Here is a 23419-nt window from a genome sequence, read left to right as displayed (position 1 = left end):
AACCAAAGGACAGAATGACATGGCTCGCATTCCCGATGTATCTGTCGCAGAGAAAACGGCCCGGAAGCCGCGCGAGCCAAAACCACGCAACATCGTCATTATGTGCGACGGAACGGGCAATGAGCTTGGCGGAGCGCTCACTGAAGATGCCGGAGACTTCCGAATATCGAACGTGCTGAAACTATTCCGAATCGCGCAGAAAGGCAAAAAGCAGCTCGTCTATTATGCGCAGGGCATCGGCACCGTCGGCCGCCCAAACTGGCTGACTCGCTTCAGCCAGAAGACGGAAAGCGTCATCGGCCTTGCGACCGGTTACGGGCTCGATGACCATGTCCTCGGTGCCTATCGATTCCTTGTCGAGAACTGGGAGGAAGGGGATCACATCTTCCTCTTCGGGTTCAGCCGCGGTGCATGGACGGTGCGTGTGCTCGCCGGACTGCTCCATCTGATCGGGCTTCTCCGTTCGTCACAGATCAATCTGTGCGACAATGCGCTAGCTACATACAAGCGCGCAGCGAAAGAAAACGCGATGCCCGTCGCATGGCATTTTGCGCGGGTTATGGGCACGCGAGCGCCGACCATCCATTTCATGGGTTGCTGGGACACAGTTGCCTCTGTGCTCGTGCCTCGCTCCGATCGGATGTGGCTGCCGAGCCTGGAAACTCTTCCATATACTGATGCCAATCCTTCCGTGAGAATTTTCCGGCATGCCTTGGCGCTCGATGAGCGACGCCGGATGTTTCGTGTCGCAGAATGGAAGCAGCCTCAGGACCATGTCCCGAACCGTTTCGAGCCAGATCAGAAGATTGCACAGGACATCGAACAACGCTGGTTCCCGGGAGTTCATTCTGATGTCGGCGGCGGCTATCCCGAGCGCGAGAGTTCGCTTTCAAAGATTCCGCTGATCTGGATGGTGGAGGAAGCAAAGAAGGCTGGCTTGGTCATTACACCTGCTACGCATCGACACCTCGCCTATGGCGAGCCCAGACCCGGCGCACGAACGTCAGGTCCAATGGCACAGCATCAATACGTCAGGCCCAGTGCGCTTGGGCTGATGCATGATTCGCTGGGTCGCGCCTGGATGCCACTCGAAATTCTGCCGAAGCGAGCCAAATATCGCGAGACGCGACGGCACAAGCTCTTTGGACTCTATCTACCGCTTGCCGAACCCAGGCGGTTACGCTCGGAGCATGCCATTGACGACAGCATCTACTGCCGAAAATCCCGACTCGCTGACTATGATCCCAAAGCTATGCTGCCAACAGATCCGCCTGGTGGCCCCTCCTGCCCCCATGATTGAGCGCCTTGATCAAGAATTCACGCTTCGGTCGCCGTCATGCCGGCACGAACAACCGGCACCCATCACTCCGGCCCGAAGGTTATAATCTGGGCGTCAGCGACTGGCACAACTGATGATTCGGCAAAACGAAACGACCGCCTTGTTGGGACGCTCATTGAGCTTACCAGCCCGAGCCGCAATCCACTTGGACTGCGGCAGAGCCGTTGGCTGTTTATGACTGTGACGGTGTCTTGTCCGGCGACCTCGAAATGCACGATCACGATGGACTGATGATTTGGATTACACACAGTTTCTGATGTGGAGCCGGTCATTGCAGGGATGCAAGCAGATGACGTAACAATCAGCTCTGTGAGCGATGGTTCTGCAAAGCGGGGACAAAAACCTCATGACTAAAGGCATTTTCGTTCATCGGACGGACTCGATTTATGCCGACAGTCCTGCGGAGCGGTACCAGTTTCCACGACAATACCTGACCAGGGTCAGTGCCTGCATTGGCGACTGGATTATCTACTACGAGCCCAGAAAGGTTCGCGACACGCGCGGGTACTTTGCAGTAGCCAAAGTCGCGCAGGTCGTCCCCGACCCGACCGCTAGGGACATGTATCTCGCCTTGATCGAACCGGGCACATATCTGGACTTCCCCAACCGGGTATCTTTCAATGGCCCTGCGGGGCTTGTCGAACGTGGCGTTCTGAATGAGCAAGGCAAAATTTCGGGTCGGGCGCAATCTGCCGTCCGGCGGCTTTCGACAGAGGACTTTAATCGCATCATTGACCTTGGGTTGGCGGAAGATGATAGCTTCCTGCCAAGGATCGACGCGACCTGCGAGATCGTGCAAGCTGAGGTGCCTGCCCCGTTACCATTGGAAGTCGAACGGGATCGTGTGGCGAACCTGGGCTCACGACTTGTCCGTGACAGGCTCTTCCGCCGCCGGGTGGTAGAAGCTTATGACGCCCGCTGTGCGGTGACTGGCCTCAAGCTGATCAATGGTGGTGGGCGTGCTGAAGTCGAGGCAGCCCATATTCGCCCAGTGGATCGAGGCGGACCAGACATCGTCACCAACGGGATTGCTCTGTCTGGGACCGTCCACTGGATGTTCGATCGAGGCCTGATCGGCTTCAACGACGATCTAGAAATCCTCGTGAGCCGACAAGCCAATGACGCTGACAGCATCCATTCGCTGATCAATGAAACCCGCTTTGCCATCCCTCCGCTGCGACGGCTGGAGCGTCCCCACCCTGCCTTTCTTGCCTGGCACCGCGAGCACTGCTTCAAGCATTGATGTGTCTTCGGGATGGAAACCAGTCAGCAGTCAAATGACCGAGTTTGTTCCTTCTGTGCTGTATTCATTCCGTTAAAAACCTACGAGCCCGGTGAGCCAGGTCCCAGAAAGCGGTGTTCCGCTTCCGGCAGCAAGCGACTCAGACCCAGTCGTTCGCGGCTGCCGCGCTGAACGTCTGTTTCCGCCGAAAGCCACCAGGCTGCTATTGAGATCGGCGATCGGTCACGCTGATAATCGAAGATGGGTGGATAGCGGTGTCGGCTAGTTCCGCCTGCCGGTGTGCGATGCAGTCGCCGGAGCCTTTGCCGCTTTTCCCGGAGCTTGATCGCTGGGTTGCTGGAGCGATCCCATATTTCAAGGGGGTTGACACTGGACTTCCTGCGCGGGATGCTTCGGAGACTAAAAAAGCTAGCATGTTTAATAATTTATGTTAGATTTTGACAGTTCGCAGCAGGGGGTGTCGTGATTAAAAGGGGGGCTGCAGCCAATGTTTTGGCTGCTTTCGCACTGTCTGTGCCGCCTGTCTTAGGTCAGACTCCGTCCAGTGAAGAGCAGCCAACATCGGTAATCGGTAAAGGCCAGGAGGCCAGCATCCCGGCTGGCACGTCCGTGACTCTGCGGATCAAGCAGCCAGTCAGTTCACGCACTGCTAAGCGAGGTGACCTGTTCGAAATCGAGCTGGTAAATGACATCTATCTCGGTGCGACGCCGGTTATTCTGGCCGGGACCAAGGGCATGGCTCAGGTCGTGCATGCATCTCCGAAAGGCTTTGGCGGGAGAGCTGGTGAGCTTATCGTGGCAGCCAGATACCTTGAGGCTGGAGGGCGGCGCATAGTGCTGCGCAAAACCAAATTCAGCTCCGCCGGGTCTGACAACGCTGGCGCTGCCATCGCCACCACCATTGCGGCACCTGTGATTGGCCTTTTCGTCACCGGCACCAGCGTCGATTTGCCGGTGGGCGGGATCATCGTCGCAGAGACTGCCGAGCCTTTCGCCGTAGCCCCGTAGCCGCACCAGTTTCGTGTTTCACTAGCCAATGGAAAAGTTCCGATGATCCGAATTTCTGTCTTATCAGCCGCATTGGCCCTGACCACGATTGCCGTTCCGGCCGTTGCTGAATCCGGGCGTCCGGCACCTGCGGAGCTGCCAGCACCACCCGAAGGCAAGGGCCAGATCGTCTTCTGGCGTTCTGGCACCATGATGGGCGGTGCAATGGGATGCGGTGTCAACATTGGCAAAGAGCGCATCAGTGCCCTGGGCGCGGGAAAATACTTCATCCTAAACATTGAACCCGGCGCACACGAGTTCAACGCCAAGAGTGAGGCTAAGGATGTCCTCAATCTCGAAGTGGATGCAGGCGAACGCTATGTCGTCAAATGTTCCATCAGAATGGGGATAATGGCAGGGCGACCGAACCTTGCTCCTTCAACTATCGAAGAGTTCAATGCCAAAAAATCTGACCTGAAATACGTCGATTCGGATGACATCGGTCCACGCGTTCTTGCCGATCCCGGTTAAGGCTGGCATTTTCCACTGAAGCGTCTAGCATCGATACATGGGCGCGAGTCCGAAGGATATAATGGGGGTAGGTATGAGGGTCGCACTTGCGGTGGGGGTAGCGTTATTGAGCGCGCAAGGGTTTGCACAAACCACTGCTGAGCCAGCTCCAGCTGATACTGTTGCTCCCCCACAACCTGTTCAGCCATCTCAGCAGCCGATCGTCGCAACCCTTGCGCCAGCCACCGACAACACGTTGAGGGCTGGAGCGACGGTATCTGTGCGTTTGCTAGAGGAGCTGACGACAGAGAAGAAATTGGCGCGCGTTGGTCAACGGTTCCGCATGGAAATTGCAGAGCCGGTGATGTTGAACGGAAAGATAGTCATTCCCGCAGGTTCGCCGGTCCAAGGTGAAATAACCTCAGTCCGGAACAAGGGTATGTGGGGAAAGTCCGGACACATTACGGCACGTGTGCTTTACGCGACTGTCTCAGGCCGTCAGGTGCGCCTGTCTGGGACATTTGACGATAAGGGTGTCACTGGTACGGCTGGTGTCGTTGGCTCGATCGCCTTGGTTCCGCTGGCAGGATTTTTTGTCACGGGCACAAGCGCTAGGATCAACTCCGGTACAGTGATCGGAGCCTATCTCGACGAGGATATCTCCATCCTGCCATAAATGTCGCGATCAGACTAAACCCGGCCATTGACGGCAGCGGCCGGGAGTGGCTGCTCCTGACAAAAGCTCCCATATCCACGAATAAAGCACAGCGGCAGCTTTGCGCCCCGCTCCTAGTCGTTTGAGGAATACCTAGCAAAGCCCAAAAAGCAGACAAATCTTGACTGATTGCCAGATTCCGAAGCCACCTATCCCGTGCTTACCATACGATCCGACCGAGCTCGTCGACCCCGCGTTGCACGGCCAGCTCTCCGAACCGCAACGCTTGCTCCTCCTGGAGCTTCAGCGCAGCGAAGGAGAATTCGGCATTATTGCCATCGTCGTCCGAGAAATAGCCATGATAGAGCCAAATTTCGGGAAACGGGCTTGCGGCGAAATAGTCCGAAAGCTCGGCCAACGCCTCGATGAGCCCCTTTTTGGTCGGAAAGTTGGTCCGGTAGTCGAGGATGAGGACAGTTTTCTCCTTGCCGCCATGCTTCTTGGAGGCCTTCGCGTCTACGGCAGTGACGATCTTGTCGGCGAGGCGCGTGTCGGGGTGCATGATCGGACCAGTGAGCAAGCGTCTGGACGGGTCGCCAAAAAGCGGATTCGCGACTTTTAAGCTCGCGGGTTCCTTCGCAAAGCCTTTGATGAGATCGTCGATGCCGTCGAGAGAGAACATTTTGTGGACCTTGCGAAGATCACCGAGCCGGATTTCGGGCTTCATCGATTCATTCGCGAGCCTCTCCTCGCGCTTTTCGCGTTCGAACTGGAACACGCTGTCACCAAGCGCGGTGATCTCGACAAAGAAACGGTACTGGTCGTTGAGCTCGATGTCAAAGTCCCAGGGATTGTCGCGGCCCCATATGTTTATACCGACAGGGAGCAAGCCGAAAACGTTGGCGTAGTGGCGAATATAGTGGCGGAGGATGAGTTCCTCGCGATGCGCCGGATCGCTGACCGAAAGCCGCACCCTTTCGGTCGCCTTGCCGTCGCGGCCGATGATGATCGTTGTCTTGCAATTCTTACGCTCAACGCTCTCGTCGATCGGCGAGAAGATATTCTTCTTCCCGCGCTGGCGCGCTTCTTTCAAGACTGTGGGTTCCGATGTAATATCCATAGGCACTCCCATCCCCCATATCTCGATATATGCGCGTCGCGGCAGTCTTCAACAAGGGTCAGAGTGCGGCGGCGCCGACAAAGAGCGCGAGTTTGTCGATGCGCTAGCGAAGGGCAGCATCGCGCCCTAAACGCGGTCGTCGACCCTTCACACCCTTAAATATCCAACCACGACATTCGATATTAGAGGACGCTTAGTAACCGCATACAAAAGGGCTCTCAACGGCCTACTGCAGGGAACATTGAAAACACACATGTCACTTGCAGACGCACGGCAATTCGTCTTAAGCCTGAACCGTTACAGTGGCTGATGATTCCTTGGAGGCGGCATGACGATTTCGAAAATTCACATAGAAAATATTCGTGGATTTGAAAAGGTGAGTTTGACGGTTAATCTTCGTCCAAATTGTACTAATATCGTTGTTGCCCCAAATGGTTTTGGTAAGAGCAGTATATCTACAGCTTTCAACTGCGCTAGAGGCGGCAAACTCAGCGTTGATGAAAAAGAAAAGTACAAGAAGAATGAGGCGGCGGCATCACGTCTTTCTATTGAGTGCGATGGAAACACGCTTAATGCGGATTCTAACGAAAATGAAATATCAAAAATTTTTGATATTCATGTAATTAAGTCAAACGTCGAACCAAAGGCAAAGCTACCAAAAATAAATGGCTTCACTGTTGCGAAGCCATATCTAGAGATACCCTCACTTGATCTTGGCCCAGTATTATATAAAGAGCAAATAAATTTTGACATAAATAAATACAGGCCTTTATTTGGGGTTAATTCCAAAGTCGTTCCAAATTTATCGACACGGTGTGAGGGTGAAATTCTGAGAAGCGAATTATGGAATATCATCACCTCTATTGACAAACTTAACCAAAAAAAGCCTTCTGATTTTTTTGACGAAATGATTGAGATGGTAAAGGGGTTAAGTGGAACAAAGGCATCAATTAGCGACAAGGTCGCGGCCGTATACGCTAAAAAAGTTGAAGAACTACCGCATCTTAAGGCCGTATTTGATGTGGTGATGAAGCACGTACAAAGTAATAATTGGCTTGATAATGCCATCATATGCTACATGCTGATGGATTTGAATCGCTCCGACAGATCGAACCTGAAGAAATGGTTGCAATACGCCGTATATTGCCGACGCCTCCAATCTTTGAAGGAATTCATCAGAGACATCAATGGAGCTTGGGTAACTGCTGAGATAAAGGAAAATAAAGGTCGTGTCCTAGTCAATTTCCCCGACGCCTCATCACTCTCAAATGGACAGCGCGATCTACTGTACTTCGGCTGCAATTTGCTCAGAACGCGGGATACAAATAGCACGAAACCCTGTATTCTTTTTATCGATGAGGTATTTGATTATCTTGATGATGCGAACATTGTTGTCGCTCAATATTTTTTGAGCAAATTAATTGATGCGTATCGGGAAGAGGGGAGGCAGATTTACATTTGCCTCCTAACCCACTTAGACCCACTATACTTCAAAGGTTACGCACTGAAGCGTCAGCAGACCGTATACCTTGGAGATACAACACAGAAAATTACTCAGACCATGCGAAAGGTAATTTCACACAGGGATGATATATGTTGGTCACAGTACTTGTCGCGATACTTCCTCCACTACCATCCCGACAACTATGACATCTCAGAGATATTCAATACTACATACGGCCTGCCAAAAATACACGGTAAAAGTCATGGCTTCTATGCGTTTTTGAAAGAAGAGTGGGAAAAATGTGTTGCTGGCAGCGGAAGCTACGACCCTTTCGCAGTATGCGCCTACGTCCGAGTGCAGATTGAGCAGTGCACTTACTCCAAAATTCTGACTCAGCCGGAGCGAGAGAAATTTTTGCTCGAGTGTAACGGCACTACAAACAAACTAGAGTTTGCCGAGTCTTTAGGTATCCTTGTTCCGGAAGCATGCCTTCTGCTAGGAGTTGTATACAACGATGCCTTGCATCGAAAGGGTGCAATCGATCAGTCTTCTACCATCGCTCTTAAGCTCAGAAATTTAGGACTTCAGAGCATGATGAAGCAAGCAGTCAATTGGTAAAACTGGACTAGAGTGATCCAGACGGCGCCACTAAAGCCTCCTGACGAATCGGCTTGGCTATTCTGTGCTCCTGCGACATTCGATCTCAAAGTTGATTGTTCGCAACCGGCACATCCTGCGCGTTTCTGGCACTATCATAAGTGCGACTGGAATGGCGAGCCGCACATCCCTGTTGTCGCGATGCCGCGCTCATCGACGAGCCAGGACAGGTTTTTCGCATCGCCGTATCCAGCATCGCCGGCAAGCCGCTCGGGCCACAGGCCAAAGCGGTCCTGCGTCCGGTCGATCATGCGGCGCTGCGCGGTGACCTCGGCCTGGCGGATAGCGGTGGTCGCCTCGACATCGACGATCACCGCGTGCTGGAGATCGACCAGATAATTGGTTGCAGAGGCGAAGAGGGCACGCTCGCGGCTTGCCGCTGTCCAGCGCGCTGCGGGATCGGCCACTGCCAGTTGCCTGGGCGGCACCGGGGTTGCTCCTCCAAAGGCCTCATCGTCGAGTACGGCCAGATACTCTCGAACGGAATGGCTGGTGGCCGCATCAGGCAAGGCGTCAGCGCTATCGACGGCATATTGGCGGCATACATCGGCCCGCACGAGACTGCCGTCGACCGCGAAGCCTTCACCGCCGACCAAGCCTTCGGCAATGCAGCGCGCCACCGTCGCCTCGAACAGCTGGCGCAGCATATCGCAGTCGCGGAAGCGACCATGCCGGGTCTTCGAGAAGGTCGAGTGGTCGGGCACATCGCCCTCCAGCCCGAGGCGGCAGAACCAGCGATAGGCGAGGTTCACATGCACCTCCTCGCATAGCCACCGCTCGGAACGGATGCCCATGCAATAGCCGATGATCAGCATCCGGATCATCAACTCGGGATCAACCGAAGGCCGACCGGTCGAGCTGTAGAAAGGCCGCAAATGTTCGCGAATGCCGGACAGGTCAACGAACCGGTCTATCGAGCGGAGCAGATGATCCTGCGGCACATGCCGCTCCAGGTTGAAGCTATATAACAGCGCTTCCTGCGCCTCCGTCCGTTCGCCCATCATCGGTCGTATCCGCCTGCCCGCAAAAACATAGAATCAATACTTTAGCACCATTGCAAGGCCGATTTTTTCAACAGAATCGACCCAAATCCGGTCGCTCGGACCAGCTTCACTGAAGGTCGGCTCCGAATAGAATCGGTCCATAGAACGCTGTGAAACAGACCGATAGCGATGCGCCAATTGCTGCTGCTCAATTGAAGTTTCTGGATGCCCCGAAGCGGAGGTTCGCGGGCTGCAGCCACACTACCGGACTGGGACATTCTGCTGGGTGGGCTCTGGAGCAACGACAGCTCGATAGCTGACACCCCGGCTACGAGGTGCTATTTCTGCACACCGCCCTAAACACAAGGCGGGTTAAATTTCCAGGGGCCCAGCACAAGAGGTGGCGATCGTAGCGGGGGATTAGAGATGCCGAAGTCGCGGGGGCGAAAGCCTAAAAAGCGGGTCGCAGCCCGGCCAACCAGCAATCCAAATAAGATAGTCTTTCAGAAAATGGATTTCGGCATCGGTGAGCGGCACGAGGAGTTTAAGCATGCTATCCTTAGATCCGCCCGCGAGGATGTTGAAAAATATCCGGCCCTTGTCGATCAACTGTTCGGTGTCCTGAAAGAGCGCATGCCAGAAAGCGTCGTATCGACATTCGCGTTTTACGGCACCCGCGCGGCGATAAACAACATGGCGAAACCCATTCGCTTACCAACGGTATCGAGCAGCATCACATCGAGCTGCTTCAGGGGATGGCTCTCACCTTACCGGTCGCACAATGGGGCAAAGCCCCTTCCACAGCCGACGTTTTGCAGACCGTGTTCGATAGCGTTCCGCAGATATCCGATACGATTTTCAAACGCCGCCTGATCGCTGAAGCAGACGAAGTGGATGACGGCCAAAGGGCCCTTTTGGCGCTTCAGGAGAAAATTAGGCTGCACACACAGGCGGTCAGAAACTGGGGTTACTTCAGCGAGGTCAAACAGATTTGCCGCGAGTTGTACGCATCGCTGGACACCAAACTGGAGGCGGCGGCGGGATATACCTTCAGCGATATTCTCGACGTGTCCGAGAGCATCCTGACGACGATCGAGCAGCGCGGTAACGACCACATGGACGCTTTGAAGCGGGTGCTCAGCGCGCGAGATATCGAGGCTATGGTTAAAGGCTATTTCCGTGAATTCCCTGATTGCGTCGGCACTCCAGAAGGCTTGCTTGATGTGATACCGGAAGGAACTTCGCGCGAGGGCGTTATGAGCTTCTTGATGTCGTATGCGGACCTGCGGCATTCAGCGGATATGTCTGTTACCGCTGCGGAGATCGCCGCTATGACAGGTAAGGAGGAAGAACCTGTCGAGCGCATTTTGCGGATGCTATCGATCGAACCAGGAGAACTTGCCGACTATAGAATTGAACACATGTTTCTCTCTAATCCAGTCTGGGCCCGCCCCGGAATTTATCTGGGTGACGGGTATATGTTCGTTATGCCACAGGCGATCTTCAGCCACATCAATGAGATCATGTGGAACGTCGCGACTTCAGCGAAGATCGAAAGCGATTTGTCGGATCGCGGCGCAACCTATCTCGAAGACAAAACGGAATCAGTGATCCGGTCGGTCCTGCCTACGGCAACAATCACGAAAAATGCCAAATGGGTGGTCGGCGCTCAACAGTTCGAGACGGATATCATCGCCGTCATTGACAAAACAATATTTCTTGCTGAAGCGAAATCTCATCGATTGACGCCACAAGGACTGCGGGGCGCGCCAGACCGTCTTAAGCGCCATTTGAATGAAATGGTGGTCGCCCCCTCCATTCAATCCGAGCGGCTAGCTCGGCACATCGTCGCAGCGCGCGCGGGCGATGCGGACAGCCTCAGAATTACGGAGTCTCTCAGTCTGGATGCGGGAAAGGTCGATCAGATCATCCGGATATCGCTGACGCTCGACGACCTCTCAGTTCTTAGTTCATCGGAAGAAGAGTTGGCCAAAGCCGGGCTCATCCCCGAAGGGCACAATCTGGCTCCGGCGATGCATATCGCCGACCTGTGCTGCATCGCGCATATCCTCGATGAGGAAATCCCGTTCCTCCATTATTTTTCGGAGCGCTTCCACTTCCAGAAGCATTTTGAAATTTTCGGAGACGAGCTGGATTTCCTCGGCGTCTATCTGTCCACAGGCTTCAATCTCGGGGCGAAGCGAAAAGATTTCCGTCGGCTGATGGTGTCGGGAATGTCTGGTATAATCGATCGGTATTTCAACGCCCGCGACGCCGGATTGCAGCTGAAGAAGCCCGCGCCGATGATCCACCGAAGCTACAAAGAAATCATCGACAAACTGGCTCGAACTAAGCCTGGCGGATGGACCACTATGGGAATTTGCATTCTCAGCTCCGCGAGTCCGGAGGAGCAGCCCAAGGTCGAGCGCGGACTGAACAGGCTCAGGCAGTCGGTCACGCGCAAGAACGCTAAAGCGGGCCACGATTGCTTCATGGAGATCGTGCCGCCGCTCAATCGCAAGGCTACGGTCGGCTTCTATGTCCATAAGGCGGGGCATGCCAACCTGCGGCGCGAGCATATGGAGCATTTCGCAGCGGAGGCATTGGACCGCGCCGATGTCGCGAGCTGTATCGTGTTCGCCAAAAATACTGATAACTGGTCTTCGCCTTACGAGGCCGTGTTGCTCGTACAGCGGCGTGAGAAAGTCGTGCCCGAGATTAAAAGCTGACGGACCTCAAGCGAGGCGGCGAACGCCTCTCATCGGCTTTTCTCGTCATGCCGGCGACGGTTTCGGCAATCGATCGGCGTGCTGTCGACACCTGTGATCCTCCACTCATCCGCTCAGGCTATCGTCGCCGCGCCAATCCACGCTCTGAAATCATGCTCCCCTCCGGGAAGGATTAAATACCGCATAGTTAGCGCATCACTCGGAGCCCCCCGCGTGATGTCATCGACTGCAAGGATCTGGACCGCCGCGAAGAAGCCGTCGGTATTGCGAAGGATTGCAATTTCACCGGTCTGGAGGGCGCGGGAGCGGGAGGTGAAGTCATAAGCCGACGCATCGGTGATCTGCTCGATGGCGGTCGCCCCGCGCGCAACAGCGATACCATGGATCGATTGCGGCTCGTTGTAGAGGTGGATGCTGGTGTCGCTTCCCTTGCTCCATTGGGTCTCGAATGTCGTCGCGTCGTTTCCGATGACGTACCGGCCGTTGTACGCGCCATAGTCAAACGTCACCTCGCCAGACATGGCCCCGGACGCAGGCGGGGGTACTTCGGACGCCTTACCCGACGTCGGTCCGACCCCGACCTTCCTCGCAATTTCCACTGCGAGCGCGACCGGTGTGTAGCGTCCCGCCGAGAGGTATTGGATCGTATCGGGAAGTCCAGGCACCTCCGTGTCGTCGAAGCGGACAGGCAGGATATATTCAGCCTCGTCCTTTATCTGACGGCTGATCGCAGAGCGCCGCTCCTGGCGAGTCCATGCTTTTGTAACGTACTCGGCCGAGATGAACATCACCACATACTGGGTGCCGCGCGAGTATATCTGGTGGAAGTGCTCAGCGCCATCCTTGCCCCATAGGGTATTGGCCTCGAACTCATCATAGAAGACGGCGACGTGGCGAGCAGCTAGAGCGCGGGCAACTTCGCGCACATACTCGCGCTGCTCACCCGCGAACGACAGCGCCACCTGATAAGGGCCGGGCTCATGTTCGATTGGGGCGGCGACTGGCGGGTCAGCTGGTAGCCCGGGTGACGCTGCCGACGCCGGCGGCTCAGCTCTCAAAACCCCGACCTGATCCAGGCCGACTTCGAATTGCCGGAAGCGGTAATCGATCTTGGGAAGCAGAGCCTCTATGCGCTTGTTGATGACATCTCCGGCCGTGCCGCGCCCCATCATGTCGATCCATTTATCCAGCTCGGCTGCACCGCGTAGCAAGGGAAGAAGGTCGCGTGCCCGCAGGAATGCCTGATCCCGGCAGGCCTGATAGTCGATGTCCGGCACCGACTTCATATGACGGAGCGTCGCCAGCATCTCGCTAAGGGCCGCATCGAACTCCTTCTCAATCAGCTCGGCCATTGCCTTCAGCGTAGCTCCTGATCGGAGCAAGCCCCGCGCGGCGTTGCGCGTCAAGATCGCGTTCGCTTCCGCCTTCGCGCGAGCGCCAGCATCGTCGCGGATCGTGTAGAGCCGGGCGAGGAAATCGTTGATGGTCGGATGTTCGTGATTTGCCATGCTAGCAATATAACCAATTGCGACGGGCGAACCACTAATACCAGCGATGGATACGGAGCTATTTCTGATGCTGACTTCACCGACCTTGAAAAAGGCGGGCTCCCGCGTCGCCGCTTGGCTCATGGCAAAAACGGCGCATACCTCCGTCGTGCAACGAACTTCACAACCTTCTATTGGGCAGACGACCTGCATTTCCAGTCGCCCTCCGATGGCTCAACGGGGAAGCGCTGGACGTCCGCTTATATCAAAACCGACGGTTTGCCGACTCACGTTGTAAGTGCAGGGAAGTCCCAAGACACGGCGTCCCCGTTTCGGCAGAGAGCGACCAGCTCAAGACATTCAGCGTCGTTAATGTGAGCGGAGGCTCCTGCTGAAACTCGCCATTGATGTCGTGCAAACCAGCCGGTCGGCTTAGCGCCATAGAGGAAGCCATTCGCGCGCCCTGCACCTCTCGCAACGGCGAGCTGGCACTGGTGTCGACGGTTTTTCTTGCCGAGATCCCATAGGAATACTGGTCAGCGGTCGTAGCGTGCGCCGGTCAAGTTGCCCCGAAGAGGTTGGTCCAACATGCCGATCATCTCAGCGCGATGACGCTGGCGATACGGACTCGGTCCTTGATCCATTTGCGTGCGGAGGCAAGGCTTTGGCGATAATCGTCCGCCGCCATCGAAAGCGATTCCGGCGAAGTCGCACGCTCCAGATCCTCGGTCGACCAGTCATCCAGCATCCGCTTCGCCAAGGCGAAGCAGGTCGCCTTTCCGACCCTGAAGGCTAGAGTTCGCTGTGACGCCTGCAACGCTGTAGCGCGCGCTGCGTCGGGATCCTCGGCGTCGGAGAACTCGTTTGCCAGCTCGTCCGCCATTTTTGCGACGATCGGATACATGCCGTTGACGAACAAGGTCTGAACTTCCGGATAGAATCGCGCAGCCCGACCTTTCATGTCACGGTCGGCGATCTCGTCGGCTTCCGTGAGGATCTTGATCTCGGGAGCGCGCTCAAGCGCCCGCGCGAGCTTTGAAGCGGTCGCACCTTCTGGCGCCATGCGAACGCGCGAAGTCGATGCCCGGGGTTCTGTCCGTTTCGGCGGGGGCTTGAGGCCAGGGATCTTCTCCTCGTCCTCCTCCGATTGAAGAGTTGTCGGCTCAGGTTCAGCAAGCCCAGCGTCATTGGCTTCCGACCGCGTGATCTGCTCCGGCGCTTTCTTGGCGACATTGGTTGGCACGCGAAGCTCATCGAGCAGCGATTGAAGGTCCGACTGAAGGTCGTTTAGATCATCGGCGCTGTCCGGGGATTCCGACCGAATGATGTCCTTCACCCAGTCAGGCATGAGCTGGCGGACCAGATATGCATATTGGTCGGCAGTCAGTGGCGAACGATCGTGACGCCATGTCAAAGCATCGCGATACTGGTTTGGAAATGCCGCATCGTCGGGCAGCCGGATTTCGACCGTGAGCACCTTCGAACCGAACGGAATGCCGAACGTGGGTGCGACTGAGGACCAGACTTTCTGCGTGCGAAAGTCATACCGCTCATCGCGGTAGACCAGCGCGAGAAACGTTGTCGAGCCAGTGGCAGCGTTGGCCCGGGCACTATAGGTATGGCCGGACCCTTCGTGCTTGGGATCATGGATGTAACGCACGCTAATGCCCGTCTCTGCATCGACGACATCTTCGTGGCGTGGAAGCCGATCGAGGATTTCATTGAGCGTGCGTAGTTGGCGAAACCTGCCGGTTTCATCCTTGCCGCCGCCCTTGGTCATCGCGACGTCGATGCGGACCTGCACGCCAGGCGAGAAAGAAACGAAGCGCCTAAAAATGGAAGTGGCGATGAAGCTGCGATCGACAGGGACGCCCGTGCCAATCGGCTCGGCGACGGTATCGTGGTCACGGCTTTCGCCAAACAGCACGACTTCCGTCCAGTCAAAATCGGTTGGTGTCCCAGCGGCTTGGACGACAGAGGTGACATCGTAGATCGTATCAGTCTGGCCATCGGCCAGTTGCACGGAAAAGCGAACATAGGTCTGTTCTAACTCGTCCCAGCCGATCGTAACCTCGTTGACCTCGCCATCCTTGCAAGACCTATAACGGATGCCGTCAGGCGACGCGGCGAGCCCTGAAACCTTGGCGCCGATGCCGAAGTTTCCATCAAGCGCCATCATCTTGTTGACCGATGAGCTGAGATCTGTCGCGCGCCGCAGCTCGGACGCGCTCATTCCGACGCCGGTGTTCCAGAAAGTCAGTTTCCTCACGCCCTCGATCATGGTCGGGAAGATGTCGACGCGCCGCTTGCCTTCGGGGGCGAGCGCCGCGTTTTCATCGGCATTCTTGAAGAACTCGCGGATGAGCGTGTTGATCGGCGCTTGCTGGATCAGCCGGTTGATCAGGAAAGTCTTGTCACCAATTCCGAGGTGTTCCGGCCGCATGGTATCGTCCCTGTTTAGAGCTTGAAGCTATCCGAAGGCTCGTTGGAGGACCCGAAACGCTTCTCGAGGTCGGACACCGCCTCCTTCAGCGCTTTGCTGATCTTCCGGATATCGGTGTCGCTAAATTCGTAGGCCCGACGGTTCGAAAGATTCCCAAGCTTGCGGATCGCGTCCAACGCGATCTGCGTGCGCCCTTCCGCCAGGCGCACAAAATTCGTCCTCTTTTCGTTATCACCCACGAGTCGCCTCCATTATGAAATTCAGTGTAAGAGAGGTACACCATAATTGCAACAGTATCACGTATTTTGGAGTGATATTCGCGCTTTCATCGCCTAGAAATTCACTAAACACCTGGATCAACGGCAAATTTCCTCTGTCCGCCCATCGGTCGCCGACGCCCCAAAGGATATCTGACAGAGACCACGATTCTATCGACCCAGTGATCGACTCGAGTCGTTCGGGGCGGAAGATTCGCATCCCCCCCCGAGCAGCTCGTCGGACCGATGTTCGTCGTATTTGCCACCGTCGGGAGGGCATGCAGTTTGGGACCCAGCAGGCTGCAGGGCAGCTCGTCGACAGGTCTGATCCGAGTCGATTGAAGTACGTCGGCATGGTAGCCTTACAGATCACAAAAGAAATCGAGGCCAGTGTGTTCAAGACTGTAGTCGACAGGAAAGAGCTATCGGCGATTATTGGATCGATGTCCGACCTTGATATTGCCCGCTTCCTTTACTGCCAGGAGATGGCCGGAACCTATCTCGCGGTCAGCAGGTTCGAGAGCATGCTGATCTCAGCAATGCACATGTGCGACCGGGTCAAGTTGCAGAAGGCGCTCGGCCCGGACCAGGGTGCCTGGGAACGATCTGTAGCAAAAAAAGCTCTGCTTGAAGGTTCCACGTTGGGATCATTGATCAAGATTCTCGAACGCCACGAGGTCAATGATGCCGATATCGCATATCTGAAATGGATCAAGGATAAGCGGGATTACTTCGTACATCGCCTCTTCCACGAGGGTGCCTGGCCAGGCGAGCTCGACGAGAATGGATGTCGCCTGATGCGCCGGCGGCTCCTCGCAATTCAGATCTGGCTGGAACGCGGCGAACGAAACATTTGGCTGATCTTCGAGAGGGCTGGTTTCGTAGAGCTCGATCAGCTTGGTGACGGCAGTGTTCTCGTGATGAATATGGGCATCTACGACGTGGTCCAACGCGACGTTGCCAGAATGAATGGCGACACAACATGAATACAGCACTGAAAGAAATACCGCAACGGATCGCGTAGGCAGAAGCGATCTCATCTCTTGAGAGCGAATTGTGGGTTCGATCGAACCGCGATTTCGTCTACAACAGCAGAGCCGTCTTCACGTTGCTAGCGCGCGGGGCAATTCGGCTTGCGCTTTGCGAAAGGAACAGCGCTGGACGTCGGCATCCGGCAAGAGATGACGCTCAACCTGCGGCCTTGGAACGTCGGGTTTGTCCCAGAATGGGCAGCCGGGTCGATTGGCAACAATGGCCGTCTTCGAGCTTGGGCGGGCCAATTGCCAAGACCAATGAAAGTGCACAAAGCTGCCGCTTCAATTCGGGCGCCCCCGCACCTCAACTGCGCAGCCAACGCTCCTCAGTTTCCGCCCCCCGGCCCGCTTTGCGCATATGCCTATGGCTTCTGCGTTCTCCTGCCAGAGCTGAACCGCCGCCTGCACGTCTCGCCACTCTTCAGGGTCACTGACGGACATCAGCCGTTCCGCCGCCGCCCATCCATCGCGGCGCAGCGCCGATGTCGCCCTTTCTTCCGGCCAGTGCCAGGCTTCCGGCACCATCCAGTCGACCGCCGGCGGGATAGTGCATCCACCGATCGATCCGAGCACGAGCGCAAGGCCTGCGGCTACAGCGAGCCAGCGGTTCTGCTGGCGGGCCGTCCTTTGCGATGCCGTCACGGCAGCAAGTCTGGCGGTCGCGCTCTCCATATCCTTCCGCGCGCTCGCCCACGCGGCCTGATCGGCGCTGCGGCCCTCGGTCGCTGCAACCTCAATTTGCCGGGCGATCACCTCAGGCGTCAGCGTCAGGGCAGGCCGTGCAGCGAGCGTCCTGATCCCTTCCCCCATCGCCCGGGTCGCATTGCGGATATGCCCAAGTTCAGCGCTGTAATCACCTCCAAGCAGATCCTGCTGTCTCTCGGACAGCTCAGTGATCGAAGTGCCGAGCCGGGCAAGACGCTGGGCGATCAGTTCCAGCGCCTGCTCGATCGGGATATCATCGGTCTGCTGTTCGGCCATGGACACATGGCTACAGCCCGAGCCCACGCGAGCGCGAGGGGCTGAGCCAGTCTGCAAGGTCCTGCGACAGCGATCTGCCTCTCATGGCGTCCAGCCCCAGTTCCGGACGCTTGCTTCTGAGCAGCGACTCGAGCTGTGGATCGCGCTCAAGGCTGTGTGCCATTTCCGCGAGACGGCCTTCGACCTTCTCGGCGGTGAGATAGTCCTGATCCTGTCGCAGGCGCTGAAGCTGTCGCGAGCGCGTCTGCCATTCATGGACAAACCGGTCGGCTCTTGCTTCGGCTTCGATGCGGATTGCCTGTTCGTTGCGCATCGCTTCCATGGTCCGGTCGAGCTTGCCGGCGGCCGCCTCACTGACAAGCGATCGATCCCTGATCATCGCATGACCAAGGTCATGCGAGTAGCCACGCCCCATCGCTTCCATGCCCTTCGATGCTGCCGTCATGGCGGTCTGCTGATGGTCGAGCGGGGCAAGGCCCTGGTCGCGCATCCTGAAGATGTCTTCGGACGCCCGCGCAAAGCGCTGCACCGCCTTTTCCAGCGGTGTCCGTTCTGTTCCCTTGAGCAGATCGGCCAGCGCCGCTGAACGGATCGTCCTCGTCCGCTCGGGCATGACCCGATCCGGTTGTCTGCCCTCCCTACCCTTTTGCTGGTCCTGGGCTTTGTCGGGTTGGCGGGCGTAATCGCTCGCCATGTCCTTGGCCCGCTCGCGCGACAACATGCGGGTGAGCGCCTTGCGATCGGCAAAGTCATCCTGAGCATAATGCAGATCGACCTGGGCGCGATGCCGGGAGAGCGCAACATAGGCCCCGTGCCGGTCCATGCCCGGCGTTGCCAGCACCTGGACCTTGTCGACGGTCATGCCCTGCGCCTTGTGGACCGTTGCCGCATAGCCATGATCGACATGGGCATAGTCCTTGAGGTCGAACGCGATCTGCCTGCCATCGTCGAGCATCACTGCCATGCGGACCGATGTCAGGCTTTGCACGGTTCCGAGCGAGCCGTTCTTCACGCCCAGCTCGCGTTCGTTCTTGAGGAACATGATCCGGTCACCGCTGGCAAAGCTGCGTGAACCGCGCTCGACGCTGATGTCGATTTCCTGACCCAGCGACCCGCTGGCGCGCATGCGCTCCCTCACCTCTTCGTTGAGCGCCTTCACCTCGTCGTTGGTATGGGTGAGGATGATCCGGCTAGCCTTGGGATCAGCCTTTCGATCCTGATCCCAGGCTTCCACAAGAGCGGTGCGAGCCGCTTCGCGGGTTTCTGCGACATGGATGTGACCAGCGTCTTCATACCGGGCCAGCGCCTCGCCCGTCCTGCCCGTTGCAAGCTCGCGCGTGGCATCGCGCTGCCAGTCGGTTTGCTGGCGTCGGATACCGCTGATTTCGACAGCGCCATGGCGCTCGGCAGTTGAGCGGAACGCAGCTCCTGCCTCGATCGCCTGTAGCTGTTCGGGATCGCCGACGAGCACGACTTTCGCGCCGCGCTGTTCGGCCTCGGACATCACGCGCTCCAGCTGCCGCGTGCCCAGCATACCGGCCTCGTCGATGACCAGCACATGGCGATCGGTGAGCAGTTCCCTGCCCTGCTCCCATTGATACTCGAGGCTGGCGATCGTGCGCGATGCGATGCCCGAGCCATGCTCGAGCCCTTCTGCCGCAATGCCAGACAGCGCAGCACCTTGCACTTCGTATCCGGCAAGTTCCCACGCCTCGCGTGCGACGCCGAGCATCGCGCTCTTGCCCGTTCCGGCATAGCCAATGACATTGCTGATGCCGCGCGGGCTGGTGACATGTTCCAGCGCCCCACGCTGCTCAGGCGACAGATCGAGCCCGCGCTGTTTTGCGCGGTCAAGCGCACGTTTCCTGTGCTGGTCCTTCACCGGATGGTTGCGCTTGGCATCGAGCCTGGTCGTGGCCAACTCCAGGCGACGTTCAATCTCCAGCATCGACCTGCTGGTGAAGCGCTCGTTGCCTTTCCCGTCACGTCCCAGTTCGACCAGCTCCGGCGCGTTCTTCACCGCTGCCATCACGCGATCAAACTGGTCCTTATCGTCGCTGTTCCTGTGCGCGAACATAGCAAGATCGCGCGTGGTGAACGTCGCCTGTCCGCGCGTGATGGCATCGAGCGCGATGTTGGGATCGGCGATGATCTTTTCGCCGTTCGATCGCGCGATGGCGTGATGCTCTTCGAGCCTTTCGCTGCTCAGCCCCTCGCCCGCCATTCGCGAGGCAGCAGGACCGATCTTGTGCTGTGGCTCGAGGTCGATCCCCTGGGCTTCCAGCGAGCGGTGATCGATACGCGCGTCGATATCGAGCGAGGCCAGGCGCTCGTTCGCGATGTTCGCCCAGGCTTCGCGCCAATGGGTGAGCAGGTCAGTGCGGTTCCAGGCGCGGACCTTGGCGCCAAAACTCACACTGCCATCATCACCGATTTCAACGGCGCGCGTGGTCAGCATGACATGCGCGTGAGGCTTGGGCTGCCCGTCTTCGCCCATGTCCCAGTGAACGTTGAGATCCGCGACCATGCCACGTGCGACAAACTCGGCTTGCACAAAGTCCCGAGCCAGCCCGATCGCCTGTTGCTGGGTCAGCTCCCGCGGCAGTGCAAACTCGATTTCCCGCGCCAGCTGCGCATCCTTGCGCAGCTCTGCTGCCTCGACATCGTTCCAGAGCTTTTCCCTGTCCTTCCATGCTTCGTCTGCGCCTTCGGGCAACATCACCTCGCTGTGCACGACGCCTGGCTTGTTGGTAAAGTCGTGGTGACGATCGAGCCGCTGGTCGTCCAGCCGGGAGCCCGAGCGATAGGCCGCGGCCGCCAGCGCAGAAGCGCCGGTGCTGCGCGAGATCAGCTTGGCTGAGAGGTGATAGATCGCCATGGCGATCGTCCATTTACGCCAAACAAGCAACGTCGGCACGACGTATAAGCGCGCCCTCAACCGATTTGATCGCTCTCGGGATGACGGGGTCTCACAACGCCCCAGCCTGTTGGCGCAGAGCCAGGATTGGCATAGCTGGTTGATCCTTCACGCACAATGAAGGGCACCGACATGCGCAGACCGAGAGACTTTGATGCCGAGCTTCAGGCGCTGAGCGACAAGGCGAAGGCGCTGAAGGCGGCACGGCTGACTCAGCTGGGCGAGTTGGTGATTGCGACCGGTGCCGATGGGCTCGGCTCCGAAGTGCTGGCCGGTGCACTGCTTGCCGCCATCGGCAACGACGATGCCGCCAGGAAGGAGGCGTGGCGCAAGCGGGGCGCTGCGTTTTTTCAGCAGCGTCGTGGACGGAAAACCACACAGCAGACATCTGCAGCAACTGGCGGCAGCGCTGACGGCCAGCCGGGCGGCGATGCGCAAAACACAAGTGCAGCGCAACCGGCTGATGCTGGCCAGAGCTCGTCATGACACGCGGGACTGGCAAGTGAAGCGACGCGAACGGACCAGGCGGCTGATCGAGCTCGGCGGGCTCATCGTGAAGTCCGGCGTCGATCAGCTGGTCGATGATGACCGGGCGGTGATCTACGGCCTGCTGATCGAGGCTGCGGCCAGAGTGCGTGACGCCGGCGGGCCGCAACAGATCACGCTCTGGCGCAGGCGCGGTAGCCGCGCCTTTGCGGCTGAAAAGACGACAGGAGATGGCGCAACGAAAGCAGGAACCAGAAGCCCGGCTTAATCCTCGGCCGCAAGGCGGCGCTCGCACACCTTGCGAACGAGATCTTGGAGGATCGCGACGCGCTCGCCGAGCCAGGTCAGCTCTTCGTCGCTGACCTTGTAATGCGGCGAGTAGCGCGCGTTGACATAGGCCTGGCGCAGCAGCTCGAAGCATCGCCGGCTGAACCGGTCGTCGCGCGGCCAAGCCTCGATCAGCTCGGGCGCGATTTCTTCAGCATGGCCACGCAGAAAGCCGAGCTTGTGCGATTTCGGGCTGTAGAGCGTCAGCACCAACAACACACAGTGGTAAAGCTGCTCCGTCGTTTGGTGAAGCTCGAACACCGCCTTGTTCCGCCAATAGACGTCGTTGCCCTCTTGCCTTTGCAGTTTGAAGGTGGCGAAGGACGTTCTGGCCATCGAGAACCACCGGTCAAAGGACTTCCCTGCTTCTTCGCGAGCAGCATCGGGCGCGAGCTTGGTCGGTGTCGCGAACGGAAAGCCCTCGGCCTCGTACAGCGCAATGCCCTGCGCGGCGATGTCGGTGAAGAACGGGCGGCCTTGCTCGAGCTGCTTGTTCACGTCCTTGAGGCTGTGCACGATAAAACTGACCGGTGCGCTCAGCGTCTGCGTGATGGTCATCTCGCGCATCAGCCGGTCGTCGGCAGTGGCCCAATAGTCGACGACATCGGTCAGGCGTTCGTCGTTGACCACGACGAGCAGATCATAGTCCGATTTGTAGCCGCCGACAGGATCATCGACCCAGTCGCCGCGTGCATAGCTGCCGTAGAGGATGACCTTGAGGATCCGGCCCTGCTTCTTCCACGGCGCGGTCGTGTTGCCGATCGCAGCGGCAAACTCCTCGAACAGGATGCGCACGGCAGCCTGCAGCTCCTGCTGCTTCTGGCCAGGCAGATGATCGATATCGGTGCGCATGATTTCACCCTGTAGCGATGGTGGCATGTTGGCAAGTTGGAAGCATCTGCAGGTGCATGACAACTTCCTCCATTCTCGTGGGATTGGAAGAAAGAGGCGCCGTCATGGCGCCTCTCCCGTCAGGTTCAGCAGATAGTCTGCAGCCTTGCTGGCAGCGCTCGCCGCGCGGAAGATGGCCTTGTCATCGTCGCGCAGGACGCTGAGCCAGGATGCGATGTAATCGCTGTGGCGAACGGTCGGCGCTATGCCGAGCGATGCACAGGTGAACGCGGCTGCCATCTCGGCGACCAGCTCTTCGCGGGCGTACGGTGCTGAGCCGAAGCTGCCCTTCTGATCGCGATCCAGACGAGTGGCATGGCCGGTCCAGTGACCGAGCTCATGCAGCGCGGTGTCATTGGTCCTGCAATTCTCCCTGAAAGTGGGCTTTGAAAATTCCCTAGTTGGCGGTCCCCGCTGACCATTCTGCCGGGGCGAGCCCCGGCAGAATGGTCAAATCCGCCATTGGTGCCATCCTTCCGGAGCAGGGAGGGTGCGCGGATGGTCCGACTTGGAGAATTGATGATGATATTGGAGCTGCACCGTCAGGGGGTGTCGATCACCGCGATTGCGCGGCGGACCGGACGAGACCCCAAGACCATTCGCAAATACATCGAACGTGGCATTGAGGCGCCCGTGTATGGCCCGAGGCAGGTAGGGCGGCCGAGCAAGATCGCTCCCTATCTGGATTACCTGCGCGAGCGGGTGAGTGCCTTTCCAGATCTCACAGCGGCACGGCTGACGCGGGAGATCCGGGATATGGGCTATGTCGGTGCCTACACCGCTGTGAAGCGGTATCTGGCTGCGATCCGACCGGAGAATGGACCCAAGCCATTCGAGGTCCGCTTCGAGACTCCGCCAGGCGTGCAAGCTCAGGTCGATTTTGCCCGGTTTGTTGTCGAATTTGCAGACGAGCCTGGCGTCAGCCGGAT

18 protein-coding genes and 2 pseudogenes are annotated in these 23419 nt (G+C 57.7%); 11 read left to right on the top strand and 9 right to left on the bottom strand.

Going from position 1 to position 23419, the window contains the following annotated elements:
* Window positions 1-19 precede the first annotated feature (19 nt).
* The 5 genes from OPU69_RS17880 to OPU69_RS17860 all read left to right on the top strand — a co-directional run bounded on the left by OPU69_RS17880 (window position 20) and on the right by OPU69_RS17860 (window position 4755).
* Window positions 20-1300, top strand: coding sequence for a T6SS phospholipase effector Tle1-like catalytic domain-containing protein (locus tag OPU69_RS17880; protein ID WP_498512886.1), 1281 nt, complete (start codon window positions 20-22; stop codon window positions 1298-1300).
* Between the two features lie 355 nt (window positions 1301-1655).
* Window positions 1656-2582 (top strand): HNH endonuclease, encoded by a 927-nt coding sequence (locus tag OPU69_RS17875; protein ID WP_498512884.1) that lies wholly within the window; start codon window positions 1656-1658, stop codon window positions 2580-2582.
* 609 nt (window positions 2583-3191) lie between these two features.
* Entirely contained in the window at window positions 3192-3590 is a 399-nt protein-coding gene (locus tag OPU69_RS17870) for a hypothetical protein (RefSeq protein ID WP_498512882.1), read from the top strand.
* A 42-nt stretch (window positions 3591-3632) separates the two neighbouring features.
* A complete protein-coding gene (locus tag OPU69_RS17865) occupies window positions 3633-4100 on the top strand; it encodes a DUF2846 domain-containing protein (RefSeq protein ID WP_498512880.1) in 468 nt (155 codons plus the stop codon).
* A 73-nt stretch (window positions 4101-4173) separates the two neighbouring features.
* Entirely contained in the window at window positions 4174-4755 is a 582-nt protein-coding gene (locus OPU69_RS17860) for a hypothetical protein (protein WP_498512878.1), read from the top strand.
* Window positions 4756-4954: 199 nt separating this feature from the next.
* On the opposite strand, the gene OPU69_RS17855 is transcribed toward OPU69_RS17860, so the two are convergent.
* Window positions 4955-5854, bottom strand: coding sequence for a hypothetical protein (locus OPU69_RS17855; RefSeq protein WP_498512876.1), 900 nt, complete (start codon window positions 5852-5854; stop codon window positions 4955-4957).
* Between the two features lie 328 nt (window positions 5855-6182).
* Between OPU69_RS17855 and OPU69_RS17850 the strand changes: the two genes are divergently transcribed.
* Window positions 6183-7916, top strand: coding sequence for an AAA family ATPase (locus OPU69_RS17850; protein WP_498512874.1), 1734 nt, complete (start codon window positions 6183-6185; stop codon window positions 7914-7916).
* A gap of 179 nt (window positions 7917-8095) precedes the next feature.
* On the opposite strand, the pseudogene OPU69_RS17845 reads toward OPU69_RS17850, so the two are convergent.
* Window positions 8096-8959, bottom strand: a pseudogene (locus OPU69_RS17845) (transposase); the annotation flags it as partial.
* A 734-nt stretch (window positions 8960-9693) separates the two neighbouring features.
* Here OPU69_RS17845 and OPU69_RS17840 point away from each other — a divergent pair.
* Window positions 9694-11667 (top strand): hypothetical protein, encoded by a 1974-nt coding sequence (locus tag OPU69_RS17840; RefSeq protein WP_498512872.1) that lies wholly within the window; start codon window positions 9694-9696, stop codon window positions 11665-11667.
* 113 nt (window positions 11668-11780) lie between these two features.
* Here the strand turns inward: OPU69_RS17840 and OPU69_RS17835 are convergent, their stop codons facing one another.
* From OPU69_RS17835 to OPU69_RS17825, 3 genes are all read right to left on the bottom strand, one after another.
* On the bottom strand, window positions 11781-13298 hold the full coding sequence (locus OPU69_RS17835) for a toll/interleukin-1 receptor domain-containing protein (RefSeq protein WP_498512870.1): 1518 nt from the start codon (window positions 13296-13298) through the stop codon (window positions 11781-11783).
* A 451-nt stretch (window positions 13299-13749) separates the two neighbouring features.
* On the bottom strand, window positions 13750-15597 hold the full coding sequence (locus OPU69_RS17830; protein WP_498512868.1) for a hypothetical protein: 1848 nt from the start codon (window positions 15595-15597) through the stop codon (window positions 13750-13752).
* A gap of 14 nt (window positions 15598-15611) precedes the next feature.
* Window positions 15612-15836, bottom strand: a complete 225-nt coding sequence (locus tag OPU69_RS17825; RefSeq protein WP_498512866.1) for a hypothetical protein — start codon at window positions 15834-15836, stop codon at window positions 15612-15614.
* Window positions 15837-16132: 296 nt separating this feature from the next.
* Here OPU69_RS17825 and OPU69_RS17820 point away from each other — a divergent pair, with 296 nt between their 5' ends.
* On the top strand, window positions 16133-16840 hold the full coding sequence (locus OPU69_RS17820) for a hypothetical protein (protein WP_498512864.1): 708 nt from the start codon (window positions 16133-16135) through the stop codon (window positions 16838-16840).
* 330 nt (window positions 16841-17170) lie between these two features.
* Here the strand turns inward: OPU69_RS17820 and OPU69_RS17815 are convergent, their stop codons facing one another.
* Both OPU69_RS17815 and traA read right to left on the bottom strand, forming a co-directional pair.
* On the bottom strand, window positions 17171-17869 hold the full coding sequence (locus OPU69_RS17815) for a DUF6118 family protein (protein WP_498512862.1): 699 nt from the start codon (window positions 17867-17869) through the stop codon (window positions 17171-17173).
* A gap of 10 nt (window positions 17870-17879) precedes the next feature.
* Complete coding sequence (traA, locus tag OPU69_RS17810; RefSeq protein WP_498512860.1) at window positions 17880-20747, bottom strand: Ti-type conjugative transfer relaxase TraA; 2868 nt, start codon at window positions 20745-20747, stop codon at window positions 17880-17882.
* Window positions 20748-20918: 171 nt separating this feature from the next.
* On the opposite strand from traA, the gene OPU69_RS17805 reads away from it, so the two are divergent.
* Both OPU69_RS17805 and OPU69_RS17800 read left to right on the top strand, forming a co-directional pair.
* Entirely contained in the window at window positions 20919-21272 is a 354-nt protein-coding gene (locus tag OPU69_RS17805) for a conjugal transfer protein TraD (protein ID WP_498512916.1), read from the top strand.
* A 16-nt stretch (window positions 21273-21288) separates the two neighbouring features.
* Window positions 21289-21540, top strand: coding sequence for a conjugal transfer protein TraD (locus OPU69_RS17800; RefSeq protein ID WP_498512858.1), 252 nt, complete (start codon window positions 21289-21291; stop codon window positions 21538-21540).
* On the opposite strand, the gene OPU69_RS17795 is transcribed toward OPU69_RS17800, so the two are convergent.
* Window positions 21537-22451 carry a HEPN domain-containing protein gene (locus OPU69_RS17795; RefSeq protein ID WP_498512856.1) on the bottom strand — a complete coding sequence of 305 codons (915 nt, stop codon included), beginning with the start codon at window positions 22449-22451 and terminating at the stop codon, window positions 21537-21539. The genes OPU69_RS17800 and OPU69_RS17795 overlap by 4 nt on opposite strands.
* Before the next feature lie 102 nt (window positions 22452-22553).
* Window positions 22554-22877 (bottom strand): annotated as a pseudogene (locus OPU69_RS17790) (zincin-like metallopeptidase domain-containing protein); the annotation flags it as partial.
* Window positions 22878-22988: 111 nt separating this feature from the next.
* On the opposite strand from OPU69_RS17790, the gene OPU69_RS17785 reads away from it, so the two are divergent.
* A partial coding sequence (locus OPU69_RS17785) for a helix-turn-helix domain-containing protein (RefSeq protein ID WP_498512854.1) occupies window positions 22989-23419 on the top strand: 431 nt, incomplete at its 3' end.

This window comes from Blastomonas sp. 34TW (genome assembly GCF_059803595.1).
This window is presented reverse-complemented; position numbering and strand designations above follow the sequence as displayed.